We start from the raw sequence: 18,648 nt of genomic DNA, 5'->3' as shown, positions 1-18,648 counted from the left end.
CGACGCCCGCCTCTCGCACACCTACCCCACCGTCGAGTTCCGGGTGGCGGACGTCTGCCTGGACGCGTCCTCCACGGCGCTGCTGGCGACGCTGGTGCGGGCGCTGGTGGAGACCGCGGCCCGCGCCTGGCGGGCCGGACAGCCGCCGTCGGGGCCGGGCGTGGCGCTGCTGCGGCTGGCGACCTGGCAGGCCGCCCGCGAGGGCCTGGGCGGCCGCCTGCTCCACCCGGTGACCTGGGAGCCGGCCCCGGCCGAGGCCGTCGTCCGCGCCCTGTTCGACCACGTACGCGACGCGCTGGAGGACAACGGCGACCTGATCCCCGCGCAGGAAGCCCTCGCCGCGCTCCTCAAGACCGGCAACGGCGCGCAGATCCAGCGCGAGCTGCTCCGCCGCACCGGAAGCCTCCGCGAGGTCACGGCGGCCTGCGCCCGCCGCACCCGCGCCTGAGCGCTGACGTCCCGTCATCGGTCTGCCGTTCACCCGCCGTTCGGCCGCGCGCCGGACGACGGCCCGCGCGCGACCTCGTCAGGTTCCGGAGCGGCGGCTTACCATACGCATGCGTACGGAGCGGCACTTGGGGGAGGCGCGCTTGTTCGGCAGCATGCGTGGGGACGTGCCGGAGCTGCCGCGTGGTGTGCGGCTGTACCGGCTGGCACCGGACGGCTCCGTCGTCCTCGCCGATCGTGACGGCGCCCGGGAGTTACGGCCCGAACGGGACCTCCTGCGGTTCATCGACGACGGCCAGTTCGCCCACTACCTCGTGGGGGACGCCGCCACGTCCCCCGAACGTCCCTCCAACGCCACCGTGAAGCTGGGCGTCGTCGGCCCGCGCAGCGCCTTCACCCCGCACGCGCACGGCGGTGAGCACTTCGTCCTGAGCCTCGGTCACGGGGCCTGCGGGCTCTACGACGCCGAACGCGGCCGGGTCACCGACGTCCCGCTCGTCCCGGGCGAGTTGATCCGGATCCCGGAGATGGTGCCGCACTCCTTCGCCAACCGGGGCACCGCCCCGCTGACCCTCCTCGCCGCCAACACAGGCTTCGGCATCGACCACGAGGACTACGCGATCACCGCCGCCGAGGCGGAGCGCAGGGCGGCCGGGGACCGGCGCGCCACCGCCCCGCCCGGCGGGCGCACGGACACCCTCGCCCGCACCGACTACCTCGCCCTCGCCGCCGCGTTGCGCGACGTCGAGCGGGTCCAGCGGGTGCGGGGGCCGGGCGTCACCAGAGTCCGGGAACGACTGGCCGCCCGGCTGCGCCGAGTGGCGTGGGGACTGGAGGGCCGCCGGTGATCTGCCCGCACTGCGAGAGTTCGCTGCTGCGCAAGGAGCGGCCCCGCAACGTCTGCGGCAAGTGCGGACGTCGCTACGCCCTGGACCCCAAGACCAATCCGATGGGGCTGCACGACCTCCGGATCCGCCGGATCGTCCTGCGCCTGACCCAGGACGGACGACTCCCCTGCACGTCCGGGCAGTTGTGGTACGCGCTGTCACGGGCGTCGCTGCGCCGCACCCGGGTGGAGGTGGGCTGCGGCGTCGTCCTGGCCGTCGTGGGAGTCGTGGCCGGGCTCGTCGGGCTGAGCACGGGCTCCGTGGCCTCCGGTGCGGTCGGCGGGGTGGCGCTGCTCGCCGCGGGCGGCTTCGTGGTCGCGAGGGTGAAGGGCGTGGGCCGGGGCCGGCCGCGGCTCGCCCGCGAGGTCTTCCGTACCGGTCCGCTGGAGGAGTGGAGGAAGGTGTACGGCTCACTGCCGGCCGGAGTGGTCGACGACAGCCGCTACCCCCGGACGCCCTACGCGGCCGGCGGCCCGGTGCTGGTCTGCCCCGACCGCTCCGTCGCCGTCTTCCTCGACGCCGCGGGGCTGACCGCCCGGCACCGGCTGACCCTGGTCGTCGGACCGGGGGCGCTGTCCGCCCCCTCCGGGCCGGGCCCCGTCCTGGTCCTCCACGACGCCGACGCCGACGGGCTGCTCCTCCCCCACCAGGTGCGCTCCGCGCTGCCCGGGCGCCGGGTCGTCGACATCGGCCTGCCGCTGGGCACCGTGTACGGTCTGGACCGCGCGGTGCCGGTACGGGGCGACAGGCCCGGCCCGGAGGTGATGCGGGCGCTGGTGGCGACCGGTGAGTACAGCGGTGAGCAACTGACCTGGCTGGGCCGGGGCTGGGGGTTCCCGCTGGTCGGGGTGGCCCCTGCGAGGCTCCTCGCCGCCGTTGCCAGGGCCGCGGAACGGGCCGCGGAACGGACCGCGGAACGGGCGGCCGAAGCGCAGGACGCACCGCGGGGCGGGCGGGCCGCCGACCTCGGCTTCATGACCTGGCCCGGGGAGGGACCGTGATCTGCCCCCACTGCCGTGCGTCACTGCTGCGCAAGGAGCGTCCCAACCGCATCTGCGGCAAGTGCGGCCGCCCGTACGCCCTCGACCCCAAGGTGCACGGCAGGGGCATGCACGACACGCGGATCCGCCGCGTCGTGGAGAAGGCCACCGACGGTGGCCGCCGCAACGTCACCGTCACCCAGCTCTGGTACCTGGCGAGGACCGGCAACCCCGTCCGGGAGGCGAGCCCGGACAACAGCATCGCCCCGTGGACCGCCCACTCCTTCGGAGCGGCGCTCCTCGCCGGGCTGGTGCTGCTCGGCTTCCTGGTGCACAGCAGGCCCTACACGGGGATCGTGCTGGTCCTGGCCGCGGCCGTCTCGATCTTCCTGTACGGGGCGGCCCTCGCCGCGCGGAACCTGCCGGGGACCCCTGCGCAGGCGTTCGTCCTGCCCAGCCATCGGAACTTCCAGTCCATGATCTGCGGGGACTGGGTGCAGGCGTACGGGCACCTGCCGCCCGGGATCGTCGACGACGGAGCGGGCCGCGCCGCACCCCCGCACACCGGGCAGCCGCGGTCCGGAACCCTGGAGGTGCTCTGCCCTGACCCGGCCGTCCGCGTCTTCCTCGTCGCCAACGACTTCCCGGCGCGGCTGGACCTGACCCTGGCCGCCGGGCTCGGGGAACTCGCCGGGACCGGCCCCGTGCTCGTGCTCCACGACGCGGGTCTGCGCGGTCTCCAGCTGGTCGCCGACGCCCGCGCGCAGGAGCCCCGGCGGGTGGTCGTGGACGCGGGTGTGCCGCTCCGCGTCGTCGTCGGCAACACCAAGGCCGTACGGCTCCACGAGGATCCGCCCGAGGACGTGCAGGAGGACCCCCCGCAGTGGCTGCGCGAGCTGGCGCCGGCCGCGCCCGACCACGCCGACTGGCTGATGGAGGGTTGGTTCAGCCCGCTCGCGGCCGTCCCTCCCGCCGCCCTGGAGTCCACCCTCGCACGGGCCGTGCGGGAGGCCCGCGGCGCTGCCGGCCGGGAGCAGCGCGAGGCGGTGGCCGCGGGGTTCCTGAGCTGGCCGCAGTCCCCGGAAGCAGCGGCGGAGGACGGGAACTGACATGCCGGAACCCACACGTCCCGTCGGCCGGCTGCTGCTGGAGCGGGCGATCGGCGTCGCCGGACGGCGTGCCGCCTCTCCCGGGGGTCTGCGCTTCACCGAGCGGCAGCTGTACTACGAGACCTGCCGTGTGCTGCGCCCCCTGCCCGCGCCGCTGCGGCGCGTCGCGCGCACACCGGCCCCGCCGCTGCGGCTGTCCCGTTTCACGGAGGCGCTGCGCGGCAGGGAGCCCGCCGGACTCCTGCCCGCCGCGCCGGCCGGCGGCGCCGGGATCGGCGGTCCCGGCCGGGAACCCGACCTCCACGCCTACGGGCTGCCCCGGCTGCTGGTGTGCCAGGACCGTTCCATCGCCCGGATGCTGCTGGCGAACCACGTGCACCTGGAGGCCGCCTGCCCCGTGCTGGACGCCGCGGGCGGCCTGCCGCTCGACGCGCGGCTCGTGGACGCCCTGAAGCGCGCCGGGGACGCCACCGTGCACGTCCTGCACGACGCGAGCCCTTCCGGGATCGCCCTGCCCGGCCGGGTGCGCGAGGCGCTGGGAGCGGCGCCGGTGCGCGTCGTCCCGCTCGGGCTCGTCCCCCGGCACGCCGAGGCGATGCGCCTGGTGTCAGGGCGCGGGCCCCGTCCCGTACCGCCGCTCGGGCCGCTGCCGCAGGGCCTGCGGCCGCGGGAGGCCGAGTGGCTCGCCGCGGGCCGGTTCGCCGAGGTCGCCGCGGTGCCGCCGGCCCGGCTGCTGCGCGCGTTGCTGCGGCTCGCCCGCGGTCCGCGGCCGGCCCGACACTCCGTCCGGGACGAGCTGCGCGGGCTGCGTGCCGCGGGGTTCATGACCTGGCCCGACGCGTGAACCGCAGCGGAACCCGCCCTCTCACCCGGGCCCGATCCGGCCTCCGGCCCAGCCTCCGATGCAGCCCCCGACCCGCCTCCCGATCACGACGCGAGGACCGTATGCCCGGACAGCGCAGACCCAAGGACGGAAGATCATGATCCGCCCCCGCGAGATCGGCTACACCGACACCCTGCTCGCCGACCGCAGCGTCCACCGCACCTACGAGGACGGCCGGCAGGAGTGGCGCCGGCGCGGCCCGCACGGGGTGGTGCACTGGTACGACGGCCGGGGCGGCGCCGGGACCGACGAACTGCTGGGCCACCGGATCGTCAAGCGCGTGCTCGCCGACGGCACGGTGACCTACGGCCGCGACATCGGCTACGGCCGCACCCTCTGGGGACGCGGCGAAACCCTGACGGTGAACCGGACGTCCTTCGGCGGCCGGATGGGAGCGGCCCTCGTCGGCCTCGGGGTGGCGGGACTGGCGATCAGCGCCGCGCAGCTCCCGCCGCTCAGCCTCACGCCGGAGGAGGAAGAGGAGCTGCGCCGGCAGGCGCAGAGCTCGTCGTCCGGCGGAGGGGGCGAAGGCGGCGACGGCGGCTGGGACGACGGGGACTGGGACGACGACGGCGGTGGCTGGAGCGACGACGACTTCGGCTGACCCGGCGGGCCGGACCCCGGCGGCCGGCGGGCGGACCCGCCCGGCACGCGTACGCGGCGACTGGAAAGGACTCTCGGATGGCACGCTTCTGCGTCTGCCTCGCGCCGGGGACCGGGCCCGGCGGTGACCGGCCCGGGCCGGCCGACGCCCACCTCACGGCCATGGGCGCCCCGCCCGTCGCGCCGGGGCTGGCCCTCGTGCACGACGAACCCGGGCGCGCGCAGGGGCCGTTCGACGCCCACGGGATGCGGGCCGTCGGCGAGGCCACCCTGCACAACCGCGCCGAACTCCTCGACGCCCTCGCCGCCGGCGGCGCACCCGCCCCGGCCGGCACGAGCGACGGCGAACTGCTGCTGCGCTGCTGGGCCCGGCTCGGCGAACGGGGCGTGGCGCTGGCCGAGGGCATGTTCGTGCTCGCGGTCCTCGACGGCGACGACCTCGTGCTGATCCGCGACCACGTCGGCGCGCGCACCGTGTTCTACGCCCGCGCCGCCGGGGTCTGGGCGGCCTCCACCTCCCTGCGGGCCCTGCGCCGCTGGCCGGCGCTGGGCACCCGGATGAACCTGTCCGCCGTCCGTTCGTTCCTCACCTTCGCCTATCTGCCGGGTGACGAGACCCTGCTGGAGGGCGTGCGCGAGGTGCTCCCCGGCCGGGTGCTGCGGCTGGCGGCCGACGGGACCGTGACCGAGACCGTGCACTGGGAGCCCCGGGAGACGCCCGGCGGATCCGGCGACCCCGTCCTCACGCTGCGCGCCCTCCTCGAGGACGCCACCGCGCGGCGGCTGCCCGAGGCGGAGTCCGTCGGCGTCCTGCTCTCCGGCGGGATCGACAGCTCGCTCGTCACGGCGCTCGCCGCGAAGCTGCACGGGCAGCCGGTCCGCACCTACTCCATCAGTTTCGGCGACGAACTCCCCAACGAGCTGGGCTACTCGGCACTCGTGGCCGCCCACTGCCAGACCCGCCACCGGGTGCTGACGGTCTCCGGCGAGGCGGTCGCCGCCCGTCTCGCCGGCACCGCGGCCCTGCTCGACAGCCCGGTCGGGGACCCGCTGACGGTGCCGAACCTGCTGCTGGCCGAGGCCGTCGCCGGGGACGGGCTGGAGGTCGTCCTGAACGGCGAGGGCGGCGACCCGGTGTTCGGCGGGCCGAAGAACCTCCCGATGCTGGTGCAGGAGATGCACGCCTGCGCCCCGGGAGCCCGCGACGAGCCCTGGTGGGAGGACCGGGCCACCGCCTACCTGCGGTCCTACCGCAAGTGCTGGACCGACCTCCCGGAGCTGCTGACCCCCGACGCGCTGTCCGCGCTGGAGTCCGCGCCGGCCCCGCAGCGCTTCGTCGAGCCCTACCTGACGGGCCCCGGCCGGATGACGCACCTGCTCAACCAGTTGCTCCACTGCAACCTGCGGACCAAGGGCGCGCACCACATCCTCACCAAGGTCGAGCGGCTCACCGCCGCGCAGGGGATCGAGGGCCGTGCGCCGCTCTTCGACCGGCGCGTGGTGGACCACGCCTTCGCCACCCCTCCCGGGCTCAAGCTGCGGGGCACGGCGGAGAAGTGGGTGCTCAAGGAGGCCGTACGGGACCTGCTGCCCGCCACCGTCGTGGACCGGCCCAAGAGCGGCATGCGGGTCCCGGTGCAGCAGTGGCTCGGCGGCCCGCTGCGCGAGCTGGGCGGCGACCTGCTGCTGGGCCGGGCCGCCCGTCAGCGCGGGTTGTTCCGCCCCGGCACCGTCCGGACCTGGCTGCGCGGGGAGGGCACGCTGCTCCCCCGGCAGGGCGGGAAGTTGTGGCTGGTGCTCACGCTGGAGCTGTGGCTCCGGGCGTACGACCTGTGAACGAATCCCCGATGGAGGCGACCACCCGGTGAACACCACCCTCATCGACCCCCGCACCGGCCGTGTCCGGGGCAGTTCAGCCGTGGCACGCGAGGGCGAGGTGCGGTCCGCGGTCGCGGCGGCCCGCGCGGCGCTGCCGGGCTGGCGCGGGCTCACCCCCAGGGAGCGGTCCCGGCGGCTGGAGCGGCTGGCGGCACTGGTGGAGGAGCACGCGGACTCCTACGTCGCCCGGGAGGCCGCGGGGACGGGGAAACCTCTCTCCGAGACGGCGGGAGAGGTGGAGCAGGTCGCCGACCTCTTCCGCTTCTTCGCCTCCGCCGTCCGCACCCAGTCGGCACCGGCCGCCGGACGGCTGGTCGCGGGGCACGAGAGCTGGGTGCGCCGGGAGCCGGTCGGCGTCGTCGGTGTCGTCGTGCCCTGGAACTACCCGCTGATGATGGCCGCCTGGCGCTGCGCGCCCGCTCTCGCCGCCGGCAACACGGTGGTGGCCAAGCCCGCGGAGACCACCCCCGACACCCTGGAGTTCCTGGCGGAGCACGCCGCCGAGGCGCTCGGCCCCGCCGTCCTCACGGCCGTCCCGGGCGACCGGCGGACCGGCCGGCTGCTGGTCGAGGCCGACGTCGACATGGTCGCGTTCACCGGCAGCGCCGCCGCCGGCGCCGACGTGGCGGCACGTGCCGCGGGACGCCGCGTCAGTCTCGAACTCGGTGGGAACGCCCCGGTCCTGGTCCTCTCCGACGCGCCTGAGGACACCTGGACGGAGCTGGCCCGGGCCTGCACCTACAACGCCGGGCAGAGCTGCGCGGCGCCGGCCCGGGTCATCACGCTGCGGGAGAACCACGAGGAGGCGGTGGAACGCCTGGCCGCCGCGATGGGGGAACGTCTGGCGGGCAGGGACTTCGGCCCGCTCAACAACCCCGACCAGACGGCCCGTTACGACGGCCTGGTCAAGGCCTCCGCCGCCGGGCGGAACGTCGCGGCGGGCGTCGCCCCGGGGCCCGGCGAGGAGAACGGCCTCTGGCGTCCCGCCCGGGTCCTCGCCGACCTCCCCGACGACGACCCGGCGGTGGTGGAGGAGGTCTTCGGCCCGCTGCTCACCGTGCAGCGGGCGGCGGACGTGGACGCGGCCCTGGCACTGGCCGGCGGTGTCCCGCAGGCCCTGGCGGCGTCCGTGTGGACCCGGGACCTGGCCACGGGCCTCGACCTCGCCGGGCGCCTGGACGCTGGCGAGGTCTGGCTCAACTGCCACCTCGTGCAGACCGCCGAACTCCCGCACGGCGGCCGTGGCGCCTCCGGCCACGGCACGGACCTGAGCACCCTGGCCCTGCACGAGTACCAGCGTCCCAAGGCCGTCACCGCTCGCCTGTACGGGGGGAGTTGACGCGACCCCACAGACCGCCGCGGCCCGGCACCCCGCCAAGGGGGGGGTGCCGGGCCGCTGCGCGTGTGCCCGGGACGGGCGGTGCGCGAGGTGTCAGCCCGCGGTCTTCAGGAAGGCCGTCAGGCTGTCCAGGAGCATCGTGGTGCCCTGCTCGGCGAGGTCCCGCTCGTCGGCGGTGTCGCAGGTCTGGGACACCACGATCCGCGTCCCGCCGTCACCTTGCCCGGCGAGCTCGACGGTCATGAGCACCGGCTCGCTCCTCCCGTGCACGTCCATGCCGTACACCAGACGCCGGTTCTCCTCGACCTCGACGTACGAGCCGGTCAGCGGGAACTCCCCGCCGTCCGGGGTGACCATCGTCGCCTTCCACGCCCCGCCCGGCCGCGCGTCCATCTCGACGGAACCGGGGGCTGCGTAGGACCACTGCTGGTACTCCTCCGCGGTGGTCCAGGCGCTCCACACCGCGGACACGGGGGCCTCCAGCGTGCGCTCCAACGTGTAGGAGAAGCCCTCGCCCGTCGTGTGTTCCGTGGTCATCGCGTGCTCCCTGTCTCGCTCTTGTCGGGTCGTCGCACGGTAGACGGGGGCCGGTCCCGTAACTCATCGGTCCTCCGCTACCTTTTTCACGCCACCCCGGCGGCTGTTCCTAGAAAAAGCCGAGCTTCTTCGGCGAGTAGGAGACCAGGAGGTTCTTGGTCTGCTGGTAGTGGTCGAGCATCATCTTGTGCGTCTCGCGGCCGATGCCCGACTGCTTGTAGCCGCCGAAGGCGGCGTGCGCCGGGTAGGCGTGGTAGCAGTTGGTCCAGACGCGGCCCGCCTGGATGGCGCGGCCGGCGCGGTAGGCGGTGCTGCCGTCGCGGGTCCAGACGCCGGCGCCGAGGCCGTAGAGGGTGTCGTTGGCGGTGGCGATGGCGTCGTCGAAGTCGCCGAAGGAGGTGACGGCGACGACGGGGCCGAAGATCTCCTCCTGGAAGACTCGCATGCGGTTGTCGCCCTCGAGGATGGTCGGGCGGACGTAGTAGCCGCCGGCCAGTTCGCCGCCGAGTTCGGCGCGTTCGCCGCCGGTGAGGACCTTGGCGCCCTCCTGCTGGCCGATGTCGAAGTAGGAGAGGATCTTCTCCAGCTGGTCGTTGGAGGCCTGGGCGCCGATCATGGTGGCGGTGTCCAGCGGGTGGCCCTGGACGATCTTCTCGGTGCGGGTGACGGCCGCCTCCAGGAAGGCGTTGTAGTGGCCGCCCTGGATCAGCGCCCGGGACGGGCAGGTGCAGACCTCGCCCTGGTTGAGGGCGAACATCGTGAAGCCCTCGAGCGCCTTGTCGTAGAAGTCGTCGTCGGCGGCGGAGACGTCGTCGAAGAAGATGTTGGGGCTCTTGCCGCCCAGCTCCAGGGTGACGGGCTTCAGGTTCTGCGAGGCGTACTGCATGATCAGCCGGCCGGTGGTGGTCTCACCGGTGAAGGCCACCTTGGCGACGCGAGGGCTGGAGGCGAGCGGCTTCCCGGCCTCGACGCCGAAGCCGTTGACGATGTTGACGACGCCGGGCGGCAGCAGGTCGGCGATCAGGCTCATCCAGACGTGGAGGGAGGCCGGGGTCTGCTCGGCGGGCTTGATGACGACGGCGTTGCCCGCGGCGAGGGCCGGGGCGAGCTTCCACGTCGCCATCAGGATCGGGAAGTTCCACGGGATGATCTGCGCGACGACGCCCAGGGGCTCGTGGAAGTGGTAGGCGACGGTGTCGTCGTCGATCTCGGCGAGGCTGCCCTCCTGCGCGCGGATGGCGCCGGCGAAGTAGCGGAAGTGGTCGATGGCCAGCGGGATGTCGGCGGCGAGGGTCTCCCGGACCGGCTTGCCGTTCTCCCAGCTCTCGGCGACGGCCAGTTCCTCCAGGTGCGCCTCCATGCGGTCCGCGATCCTGTTCAGGATGGTGGCCCGCTCGGTCACCGACGTACGGCCCCACGCCGGCGCGGCCGCGTGGGCGGCGTCGAGGGCCCGGTCGACGTCCTCGGCGGTGCCGCGGGCGACCTCGGTGAAGATCTCGCCGGTGACCGGGGTCGGGTTGCCGAAGTACTCGCCGCGGGCGGGCGGCACGTACTCGCCGCCGATCCAGTGGTCGTAGCGGGACTGGTACTGCACGATCGCGTCGTCGGAACCGGGGTTGGCGTACCGGGTCATGGGGCGGCCTCCCATTGCGAGCCGCCCGCTCCGTCGCGGACGGCGGTTGGGGGGACCGTAGGAGGCGCAAGGTTGCAACAGGGTTGCGGCGGAGCGCCACCACGGAACTACACTCGGCAGCACCCCACCCGGTGCCGCCGGGCACCGGTCCGTGCCAACCCGGGGGGCCGGCCATGACAGTCTCGTACGCGGCGTCCTACGCGGCCTGGCCGCCGGGGACCGATCCGGACCTCCTGCGGCGGGACGTGGCGCGCGCCCACGAGGAGTTCCTCTCGACGGGACGTCCGCCGCGGCCGGTCCGTGACGTCGTCCGTGACTCCTGGCAGCGTTCGCTCAGCCGCGGCGTGGACCCGGAGGCCGACGGCCCCCGCTCCCCCGGCCTCGGCGCCGCGGAGCTGCGGGACTACCGGCGGCAGCACCCGATGGCGGCGGTGCTGCCCGTGGTGCGCAGCCTGCTCGTCGAACCGGCCCAGGACAGCGACCAGTTGGTGGCGGTCGGCGACGAGCACGCGCGGCTGCTGTGGGTCGAGGGCACGCCGGGGCTGGCGGCGCGGGCCGAGCGGATCGGCTTCGTCGCGGGCGCCGAATGGGCGGAGGACGCGGCCGGCACCAACGCCCCCGGAACCGCGGTCGCCCTCGGCCGGCCCCTGCAGATCTACGCGGGCGAGCACTTCATCCGTCCGGTGCACCCGTGGAGCTGCTCCGCCGCCCCGGTCCGCGACCCGGACACCGGCGCGGTGATCGGCGTGATCGACCTGACCGGCGGCGACCACATCGCGGCGCCGCACGCCCTGGCCCTCGTACGGGCCACCGTGGCGGCGGCCGAGGCGGAACTGCGGCTGCTGCGGCTGCGCGGCGTGCTCCCGGCCGCCCCGGCGCAGGCGGCACCGGGGGCTTCGGCGGGAGGGGCCCGGCTGGAGGTGCTGGCGCGGGACCGTGCGCTGCTGACCTCCCCGTACGGGACGGTCGAACTGAGCCCGCGGCACTCGGAGATCGTCTTCCTGCTGGCCCGGCATCCGCGGGGGCTGGGCGCCGACGCGCTCGCCGCCCGGCTGCACGAGCACGAGTCCGCGCGGGTCACCATGCGGGCGGAGATGTCGCGGCTGCGCAGGCTGCTCGGCCCGCAGGTACTGGGCTCGCGCCCGTACCGGCTGCTGCTGCCGGCCGCCACGGACGCCGACGAGGTCCGCGCGCTGCTCTCCCGCGGCGCCCACCGCCGGGCCCTGGCCCGCTACCCCGGGGCGCTGCTGCCCGCCTCCGGCGCCCCCGCCATCGTCGACGCACGCGAGGAACTGCACTGCGCGCTGCGCCGCGCCCTGCGCGACCGCGGCGACGTCAGACTGCTCCTCGACTGGCTGGAGCGGCCCGGCAACCGCCACGACGTCGACCTCCTCCAGACCGCGCTGCGCACCCTGCCCCGCGAATCGCCCCGGCGTCCCGTGCTGCGCGCGCTCCTGGACCGCGCCCGGCTGTGACCTGCGGGAACCGCCCGGTACCCGTAGGGGCACACTGGTGGGGTGGATGATCCGAACATCGCGCACGTGAGCGCCGCGTCCCGGCTGGCCGACCCGGCCGAGGGCATCGGCATGGACGAACTGGGCCTGGCGGCCCGCAACCACGCGCTGCCCCTGGAGGCCCTGCGCTACGACGTCACCCCACCCGGCCTGCACTACGTGCTGGTCCACTTCGACATCCCGCCGGCCGACGCCGCGACGTGGCGGCTGACCGTCGGCGGCAAGGTCCGCACCCCGCTGGAACTGTCCGTGGACGACCTGCGCCGCTACCCGGCCGTCACGCACCGGGTCACCATGGAGTGCGCCGGCAACGGCCGGGCCGGGCTGACCCCGCGCCCGGTCAGCCAGCCCTGGCTGAACGAGGCGGTGGGCACCGCCGACTGGACGGGTGTGCCGCTGCGCGTCCTGCTGGACGAGGCGGGCGTGGCACCCGGCGCCGTCGAGGCGGTCTTCACCGGCGCCGACCACGGTGTGGAGCGGGGGGTCGAGCAGGACTACCAGCGCTCGCTCACGGTGGAGGCCGCCACCGCCGGGGACCCCGAGGTCCTGGTGGCGTACGCGATGAACGGCGCGCCCCTCCCGCCGCAGCACGGTCACCCCGTCCGCCTGGTCGTCCCCGGCTGGTACGGCATGGCGCACGTGAAGTGGCTGCGCGACATCACGCTCACGGACACCCCGTTCACCGGTTTCCAGCAGGCCGTGGCGTACCGCATCCGGCAGGAGCCCGACGAACCCGGCGAGCCGGTGACCCGCATCGCGCCGCGCGCGCTCATGGTGCCGCCCGGCTTCCCCGACTTCATGACGCGCACCCGCGTCGTCCGGCCGGGACCGCAGCGTCTGGAGGGCCGGGCGTGGTCGGGCCGCGCGCCGGTTGTCGGCGTCGAGACGAGCACGGACGGCGGCCGCACCTGGCACGCGGCCGAGATGGACGACGCGGGCCACCACCCCTGGGCGTGGCGGCACTGGCACACCACCTGGGACGCCACGCCCGGCCGGCACGTGCTCAGCGTCCGCGCCACCGACGCGGAGGGCCACACGCAGCCGCTGGAACAGCCCTGGAACCGCGGCGGCTTCGCGAACAACCTCGTCCAGCGCGTCCCGGTGGTCTGCCTGGCGGCCGGCGCCTGAGGTCCGCGCGCCGCGGGGTCACCCGTCGAAGGCGAGCCAGTCGACGGCGTCGTGGGGCAGGGGGCTGAGGGCATCGGGGCGGGACCCGGGTTGTCGTCAGCCATGCGTCATGGTCCCAGGAGGCCACCTCGGGCCGCGCCGGGGGTCCGCCCTCCGGGCGGTGGGGGCACCTCCCGGCCGAGTACGCCTAGCCCTGCGTTCGCGGCGCGCGGACCAGCAGGAACAGGGTGCGGCGACGGAGGGTGAAGCCGATCGACCCGTACAGCCGCAGCGCGTTGGTGTTGCTCGCGGCGGCGTGCAGCACCGGGGTGTCACCGCGCTCCTTGATGCCCGCGGCGACGGCGCTCACCAGGCGGGTCGCCAGGCCGCGGCCGCGGTGGGCGGGGTCGGTGCAGACGGCGCTGATCTCGGTCCAGCCCGGCGGCTGGATGCGCTCCCCGGCCATCGCGATCAGCCGCCCGCCCTCCCGGATCCCCAGGTACGTGCCGAGTTCGAGGGTGTTCGGCAGGAAGGGCCCGGGCCGGGTCCGGGACACCAGGTCCATCACGTCGTCGACGTCGCCGGGGCCGAGCCGTACGGCCTCCGGGGCGTGCTCGGCGCGGAGCGCGGTGTCGACCATCTGCACACCCTCACCGCCCTCCACGACCTCCCAGTCGTCGGGGACCACCGGTGAGCCGGTGACCAGGGCGGTGCCGCCGGGCCCGAGCAGCTCGGCCAGGTCGTCCCAGGCGGCGCGGTCGGCCGGGTCGGCCAGGCCCGCGAAGAGGGACACGTCGGTCCGGTAGCGGGCGGCGCGGCCGTGGACCTCGGCGAAGCGGGAGTGCGGGCCGGTGAGCGCGGCCCACACGGGGTTGTCCAGGTGGGCGGCCGCGGCACCGTGGGGGGCGGGCTCGGCGGGCTGGGCGTGATCAACGGTGGTGGACATGGGTGGTGCGGTTCTCCGTCCATCGTGGGACCGGCGCTGTCGGGTGGGTCAACACCGTCGGCCCCGCCCGCAATCCCGGCCGGGCCGATCTCCCGCCCCCGGTGCTGCCGGTCGCGGAGCCCCGGCCGGGTTGCGCGGCACGGGCGGCGTAATAGCGTGGCCGGGAGGCGGGGGGCTCGCGCTACGAGGGAGATGGCGCATGGCCACACTGGTCGCCGTCAGCGTCGGTATGCCGAAGAACGTGCAGTGGCACGGCCGGACGACGTACACGGGCGTCTGGAAGGAACCCGTTTCGGGCCCCCGCATGGTCCGGCGGCTCAACATCGACGGCGACGGGCAGGGCGACCTCGGCGGGCACGGCGGCGAGCAGCGGGCGGTGCTGGTGTACCAGCTGGACTCGTACCGCCACTGGCGGAAGGAACTCGGCCGGGACGACCTGTCCTTCGGCCAGTTCGGCGAGAACTTCACCGTGGACGGGCTGCCCGACGACGAGGTGTGCATCGGCGACCGGTACCGCATCGGCGGCGCCGTCTTCGAGGTCACGCAGCCGCGGGTGACCTGCTACCGGGTCGGGATGCGCATGGCGGAGCCCAGGATGGCCGCGCTGCTGGTGGCCCACCGGCGCCCCGGCTTCTACCTCCGCGTCCTGGAGGAGGGCGAGGTCACCGCGGGCGACGAGATCGTCAAGCTCGGGACGGGGCCGGAGGCCATGACGGTCGCCGACATCGACGCCCTGCTGTACCTGCCCGGGCACCCTCGGGAGCAGGTCGAACGCGCCCTGCGCATCCCCGCGCTCAGCCCGGGGTGGCAGGCCTCGATGCGGGCGCTGCTCGACAGCCCGGCGGGCGACGGCGGCGGCCCGGCGGGGAACCCCGGCCTGACCGGGGCGGCGGCCCCTCCCCCGGCGTGGCCGGGCTTCCGCCCGCTGCGGGTGGCCCGGGTCCGGGACGAGAGCAGCAGCATCTTCTCCCTCACGCTGGCCGCGCAGGACGGCAGCCCGCTGCCGGCCGGGATGCCGGGGCAGTTCCTCACCGTACGGATGCGGCCCGACCCCGAGGGGCCGCCGCTGATCCGCACGTACTCCCTGTCGGGGCGGCCGGGCACGGCAGAGTACCGGATCAGCGTCAAGCAGGAGCCGCACGGCGCGGGCAGCGGCTTCCTGCGGCGGCACGTGCGGGAGGGCGACCTGCTGGACGTCGCCGCGCCGCGCGGCACCTTCGTCCTCGGCGAGGGCGACACGCCGGTGGTGCTGCTGTCCGCGGGGGTGGGCGCGACGCCGGTGATGGCGATGCTGTACGCGCTGGCCGACGCCTGCGGGCGGCGCGAGGTGTGGTGGCTGCACGTGGCGCGCGACGGCGAGAACCATCCGTTCGCGGCGGAGTCCCGGGCCCTGGTGGGGAAGCTGGCGGGCGCGCACGCCTACATCGCGTACAGCAGGCCGCGTGAGGGCGACCGCGCGGGCGCGGACTACACCGGGGCGGGCCGGCTCGACGCGGCGCGCATCGCGGCGCTGGAGCTGCCGCCGGACGCCGACGCGTACGTCTGCGGACCGCAGGCCTTCATGGACGACATGGCGGAGGCGCTGACCGCGGGGGGACTGTCCGCGGACCGCGTGCACACCGAGACCTTCGGCGCGCTGTCCTCGATCAACCCGGGCGTGGTCGATGCGACGGCCCGGCCCCCGCACGCGCCCACCGCCCCGCCCGGCGAGCCGACCGGGCCCTCGGTGTCCTTCGCCCGCAGCGGCCTCAGCGTCCCCTGGCACCCGGCGTACGGCACGCTCCTCGAACTCGCCGAGGCGTGCGACGTACCGACCCGCTGGTCGTGCCGCACCGGCGTCTGCCACACCTGCGAGACCCCGGTCCTGACCGGGGGTGTCGCGTACGCCCCGGAGCCCGTCGACGAACCCGCCGCGGGCAACGCCCTCATCTGCTGCTCGCAACCGCGCACGGACCTGGTCCTGGACCTGTAGGCCCCTGACACAGTGGTGCGGCCCCGGCCGGGGCCGCACGACCTCCTGGGGCATGGCCGCGTGACCGGCCTCAGAACCAGCGGGTCGGCCTCGCCGAACCGTCCGGTCTCGCCCATGGGCTGCTCGTGTGGGGCCGGGCCTGGCTGGGGCCGGTCCTCGTCCTCGACTGCAGGCCCGCCGCCGCACGCCGTCACGCCCGGGAGCAGGTGGTGGCCACGATGCAGGCGCGCCCGACCCGCGCCGCAGACCGGACCGCGGCCGACGGCCCCGCGGTCAGCCGCGGACGGCGGGCTGCGGGAGGTCCTGGGTCTCCAGGGACATGAGCTGGTCCGCGGTCGGGTCGTCGAGTTCGGCGACGCGCTGCGCCTGGCGTTCGGTCATCTCCTGGAACATCTGGCGTGCGGAGCGGCCGTTGCCGAAGCCCTCGCCGCGCGGGAGCAGCTCGAAGAGGCGGGTGAGCTCCTCGCGGGCGGTGGGGGTGAGTTCGTACTGGTGCTCCGTGGCCTGGTACTCGACGATCGAGACCAGTTCGTCGGCCGCGTAGTCCTCGAAGAGCAGCGTGCGGCCGAAGCGGGAGGACAGGCCCGGGTTGGAGCTGATGAAGCGGTCCATGTCGCCGGGGTAGCCGGCGGCGATCACAACGACGTCGTCGCGGTGGTCCTCCATCAGCTTGACCAGGGTGGCGACGGCCTCCGTGCCGAAGTCGTTGCCGGCTCCGACGGGGGCCAGGGTGTAGGCCTCGTCGATGAAGAGCACACCGCCGAGGGCCCGGTTGAACGCGGCGGTGGTCTTCGGGCCGGTGTGGCCGACGTACTCGCCGACCAGGGCCGTACGGTCGACCTCCACCAGGTGGCCCTCGCGCAGCAGTCCGAGGGCCTTCAGGAGCCGGCCGTAGAGGCGGGCCACGGTGGTCTTGCCGGTGCCGGGGTTGCCCGCGAAGATCAGGTGCCGGCTGAGCGGCGGGGCGGGCAGCCCGGCCTCCTCGCGGCGACGGACGGTCTGCATCAGCTTCACCAGCGAGCCGACGTCGTGCTTGACGCGGTCGAGGCCGACGAGGGCGTTCAGCTCGCCCAGCAGGTCCTCCAGGCTCTCCTCGGGCACGTCCTGCTCGTCGCCGCCGGCCGCGGGGCGCGTCGTCGCGGGCGGTGCGGCGGGGGCGCCCGGTGCGGCGGGCACCGCCGGGGTGGCCGCGGGTTCGCCGAAGGTCAGCGGCACGCCGTCGGCGGTGCAGTCGTCGAGCTCCGGCGCGGCGCCCTCGTCGGTGCCGAGCGCGTCCGCGCAGGCGCGGATCCGGCAGTGCCGGAAGACGGGGTCCGCGCCCGTGCCCACGTGGAGCGCGGGGAAGCCGGAGCCGGAGACCTCCAGGGAGGTGAAGGTGCCGGCGGCGCCCTCGGCGAGGAAGACGCCGTTCTTGGCGGGCCGGTCGATGCGCAGGTCCGCGACCGTGGAGCGGGCGCCGGTCCACACGACGACGCCGGAGCCGGCGCAGTCCTCGAGCGAGCCGCCGTTGAGGGTGGCCTCGGCGCCCTTGTCGACGACGACACCCGCCGCGCCGCTCCCGGTGATCCGGATGCCGGTGAGGACCGCGGTGCCGCCGGTCGCGACCTGCACCCCGATGTCCTTGGTCCCGGTGACCGTGGTGTGCTCGACGCGGCTCTCGGACGTCGAGCCGACGCCGATGCCCGTTGCCACGTCGTCGATGCGGCAGCCGGTGACCGTCGCCACGGCCTGCTCGGCCACGGCGACGCCGGTCATGGCGACGTTCCTGATCCCGCAGTCGGCCAGTTCGAGGCGGGCCTCGCCCGCCGCGTGGACGCCGTGCTCGGCTCCGTCACGGACGAGGCAGTCGGTCAGCCGGCCGGTGGCGGTGCCGGAGAGGTGGACGGCGCTGAAGGCGCTGCGATCGATCCGGCAGTCCGCGAGCCGGGCCTGCGCGGCGCCCGTGATCAGCAGCCCGTTGGCGCCGGCGTCCGCGACGGCGCAGCCGTGGGCGTTCAGCACCCCGTTGTCCTGGACGACGACACCGCTGGCCGACGCCCCGCGGATCCGGCAGTCGGTGAGCTCGGCGCGCGCCGTGCCGGTGACGTGCACACCGGCCGCGCCGGGCGACTCGATCCGCAGTTCGCCGGCCGTGGCCTCGGCGGCCTCCTCCAGCAGCAGCCCGGCCCGGCCGGTGCCGGTCAGCGTGGAGTCGGCGAGCTTCAGGCGCGCGCTGCCGCGCAGCCGGACACCGGAGCCGGTCGTACGGTCCAGGCGCAGGCGGGCCGCGTCCAGCCGGGCCTTGCCGGAGAGGACGACGCCCGTGCCGTCGACCCCCGTGATACTGGTGTCCTCGGCCCGGGCGCGGACCGCGCCGGCCAGGTGCAGGCCGGCCAGCCGGGCCCGCTCGAGGCGGCACCGCCGCAGGATCAGGGCGGTCGTCCCGCTCTCCTCGTCCTCCGGGCCGCGGGCCTGGACCCGGCCGCCCTCGACGGCGCAGTCCTCCAGCACCAGTCCGGCGCCCGGCGAGACGGCGATCGCGGGGGCCCCGTCGTCGGCGCCCCACACGGTGACGCCGTGCACGGCGCAGTCCGGCCCGTCGACGGTCAGCGCGGGCCGGTCCCCCGGCGGAGCGGCCAGCACGACGCTCCCCCGGCCGTGCTCCGCCGTGAGCACGACGGCGCGGTCCAGCACCACGGCCTCGGTCCAGGTGCCCGGGGCGATCACCACCACGTCGCCGGGGGCGGCGGCGCGCACCGCGTCGGCGATCCGGTGGAAGGTCCCCCGGCCACCCTGTCCTTTCGGTGCCACGGTGTGACGCGTCATGTTCCGGA

General features: G+C 75.3%; 15 protein-coding genes. 11 read left to right on the top strand and 4 right to left on the bottom strand.

Annotated elements, in window-relative coordinates; genetic code table 11:
* The 8 genes from ACFZAU_RS38310 to ACFZAU_RS38275 all read left to right on the top strand — a co-directional run.
* On the top strand, positions 1-448 hold a 448-nt coding region (locus tag ACFZAU_RS38310), incomplete at its 5' end, for a carboxylate-amine ligase (RefSeq protein ID WP_500556045.1).
* A gap of 109 nt (positions 449-557) precedes the next feature.
* Positions 558-1,295 carry a cupin domain-containing protein gene (locus ACFZAU_RS38305; protein ID WP_500556044.1) on the top strand — a complete coding sequence of 246 codons (738 nt, stop codon included), beginning with the start codon at positions 558-560 and terminating at the stop codon, positions 1,293-1,295.
* Positions 1,292-2,335, top strand: a complete 1,044-nt coding sequence (locus ACFZAU_RS38300; protein ID WP_500556043.1) for a hypothetical protein — start codon at positions 1,292-1,294, stop codon at positions 2,333-2,335. Before ACFZAU_RS38305 ends, ACFZAU_RS38300 begins: the two co-directional genes overlap by 4 nt.
* Complete coding sequence (locus tag ACFZAU_RS38295) at positions 2,332-3,423, top strand: hypothetical protein (protein ID WP_500556042.1); 1,092 nt, start codon at positions 2,332-2,334, stop codon at positions 3,421-3,423. The genes ACFZAU_RS38300 and ACFZAU_RS38295 overlap by 4 nt, the downstream gene beginning before the upstream one ends.
* A gap of 1 nt (position 3,424) precedes the next feature.
* Positions 3,425-4,267, top strand: coding sequence for a hypothetical protein (locus tag ACFZAU_RS38290; RefSeq protein WP_500556041.1), 843 nt, complete (start codon positions 3,425-3,427; stop codon positions 4,265-4,267).
* A gap of 136 nt (positions 4,268-4,403) precedes the next feature.
* Complete coding sequence (locus ACFZAU_RS38285; protein WP_500556040.1) at positions 4,404-4,910, top strand: hypothetical protein; 507 nt, start codon at positions 4,404-4,406, stop codon at positions 4,908-4,910.
* A gap of 77 nt (positions 4,911-4,987) precedes the next feature.
* Complete coding sequence (locus ACFZAU_RS38280; RefSeq protein ID WP_500556039.1) at positions 4,988-6,745, top strand: asparagine synthetase B family protein; 1,758 nt, start codon at positions 4,988-4,990, stop codon at positions 6,743-6,745.
* 28 nt (positions 6,746-6,773) lie between these two features.
* A complete protein-coding gene (locus ACFZAU_RS38275; RefSeq protein WP_500556038.1) occupies positions 6,774-8,126 on the top strand; it encodes an aldehyde dehydrogenase family protein in 1,353 nt (450 codons plus the stop codon).
* Positions 8,127-8,219: 93 nt separating this feature from the next.
* On the opposite strand, the gene ACFZAU_RS38270 is transcribed toward ACFZAU_RS38275, so the two are convergent.
* Both ACFZAU_RS38270 and exaC read right to left on the bottom strand, forming a co-directional pair.
* Entirely contained in the window at positions 8,220-8,663 is a 444-nt protein-coding gene (locus ACFZAU_RS38270; protein WP_500556037.1) for an SRPBCC family protein, read from the bottom strand.
* 109 nt (positions 8,664-8,772) lie between these two features.
* A complete protein-coding gene (gene exaC / locus ACFZAU_RS38265) occupies positions 8,773-10,296 on the bottom strand; it encodes an acetaldehyde dehydrogenase ExaC (RefSeq protein WP_500556036.1) in 1,524 nt (507 codons plus the stop codon).
* A 173-nt stretch (positions 10,297-10,469) separates the two neighbouring features.
* On the opposite strand from exaC, the gene ACFZAU_RS38260 reads away from it, so the two are divergent.
* Both ACFZAU_RS38260 and ACFZAU_RS38255 read left to right on the top strand, forming a co-directional pair.
* Complete coding sequence (locus ACFZAU_RS38260; RefSeq protein ID WP_500556035.1) at positions 10,470-11,771, top strand: GAF domain-containing protein; 1,302 nt, start codon at positions 10,470-10,472, stop codon at positions 11,769-11,771.
* A 111-nt stretch (positions 11,772-11,882) separates the two neighbouring features.
* Complete coding sequence (locus tag ACFZAU_RS38255) at positions 11,883-12,938, top strand: sulfite oxidase (RefSeq protein ID WP_500556046.1); 1,056 nt, start codon at positions 11,883-11,885, stop codon at positions 12,936-12,938.
* Between the two features lie 187 nt (positions 12,939-13,125).
* Here ACFZAU_RS38255 and ACFZAU_RS38250 read toward each other — a convergent pair whose 3' ends face one another.
* A complete protein-coding gene (locus tag ACFZAU_RS38250; protein ID WP_499610058.1) occupies positions 13,126-13,863 on the bottom strand; it encodes a GNAT family N-acetyltransferase in 738 nt (245 codons plus the stop codon).
* A 199-nt stretch (positions 13,864-14,062) separates the two neighbouring features.
* On the opposite strand from ACFZAU_RS38250, the gene ACFZAU_RS38245 reads away from it, so the two are divergent.
* On the top strand, positions 14,063-15,835 hold the full coding sequence (locus tag ACFZAU_RS38245; protein WP_500556034.1) for an MOSC domain-containing protein: 1,773 nt from the start codon (positions 14,063-14,065) through the stop codon (positions 15,833-15,835).
* Between the two features lie 273 nt (positions 15,836-16,108).
* Here the strand turns inward: ACFZAU_RS38245 and ACFZAU_RS38240 are convergent, their stop codons facing one another.
* Positions 16,109-18,640, bottom strand: a complete 2,532-nt coding sequence (locus ACFZAU_RS38240; protein WP_500556033.1) for a right-handed parallel beta-helix repeat-containing protein — start codon at positions 18,638-18,640, stop codon at positions 16,109-16,111.
* Positions 18,641-18,648 lie beyond the last annotated feature (8 nt).

The organism is Streptomyces sp. NPDC008238 (genome assembly GCF_042956445.1).
In the GTDB taxonomy this organism is placed as follows: domain Bacteria; phylum Actinomycetota; class Actinomycetes; order Streptomycetales; family Streptomycetaceae; genus Actinacidiphila.
This window is presented reverse-complemented; position numbering and strand designations above follow the sequence as displayed.

Excerpts from the sequence above, each read along its gene's own strand:
- ACFZAU_RS38240 (WP_500556033.1), bottom strand. The coding sequence starts at position 18,640 with ATGACGCGTCACACCGTGGCACCGAAAGGACAGGGTGGCCGGGGGACC.
- ACFZAU_RS38245 (WP_500556034.1), top strand. The coding sequence starts at position 14,063 with ATGGCCACACTGGTCGCCGTCAGCGTCGGTATGCCGAAGAACGTGCAG.
- ACFZAU_RS38280 (WP_500556039.1), top strand. The coding sequence starts at position 4,988 with ATGGCACGCTTCTGCGTCTGCCTCGCGCCGGGGACCGGGCCCGGCGGT.
- ACFZAU_RS38290 (WP_500556041.1), top strand. The coding sequence starts at position 3,425 with ATGCCGGAACCCACACGTCCCGTCGGCCGGCTGCTGCTGGAGCGGGCG.
- ACFZAU_RS38250 (WP_499610058.1), bottom strand. The coding sequence starts at position 13,863 with ATGTCCACCACCGTTGATCACGCCCAGCCCGCCGAGCCCGCCCCCCAC.
- ACFZAU_RS38305 (WP_500556044.1), top strand. The coding sequence starts at position 558 with ATGCGTACGGAGCGGCACTTGGGGGAGGCGCGCTTGTTCGGCAGCATG.
- ACFZAU_RS38255 (WP_500556046.1), top strand. The coding sequence starts at position 11,883 with ATGGACGAACTGGGCCTGGCGGCCCGCAACCACGCGCTGCCCCTGGAG.
- ACFZAU_RS38270 (WP_500556037.1), bottom strand. The coding sequence starts at position 8,663 with ATGACCACGGAACACACGACGGGCGAGGGCTTCTCCTACACGTTGGAG.
- ACFZAU_RS38285 (WP_500556040.1), top strand. The coding sequence starts at position 4,404 with ATGATCCGCCCCCGCGAGATCGGCTACACCGACACCCTGCTCGCCGAC.
- exaC (WP_500556036.1), bottom strand. The coding sequence starts at position 10,296 with ATGACCCGGTACGCCAACCCCGGTTCCGACGACGCGATCGTGCAGTAC.
- ACFZAU_RS38260 (WP_500556035.1), top strand. The coding sequence starts at position 10,470 with ATGACAGTCTCGTACGCGGCGTCCTACGCGGCCTGGCCGCCGGGGACC.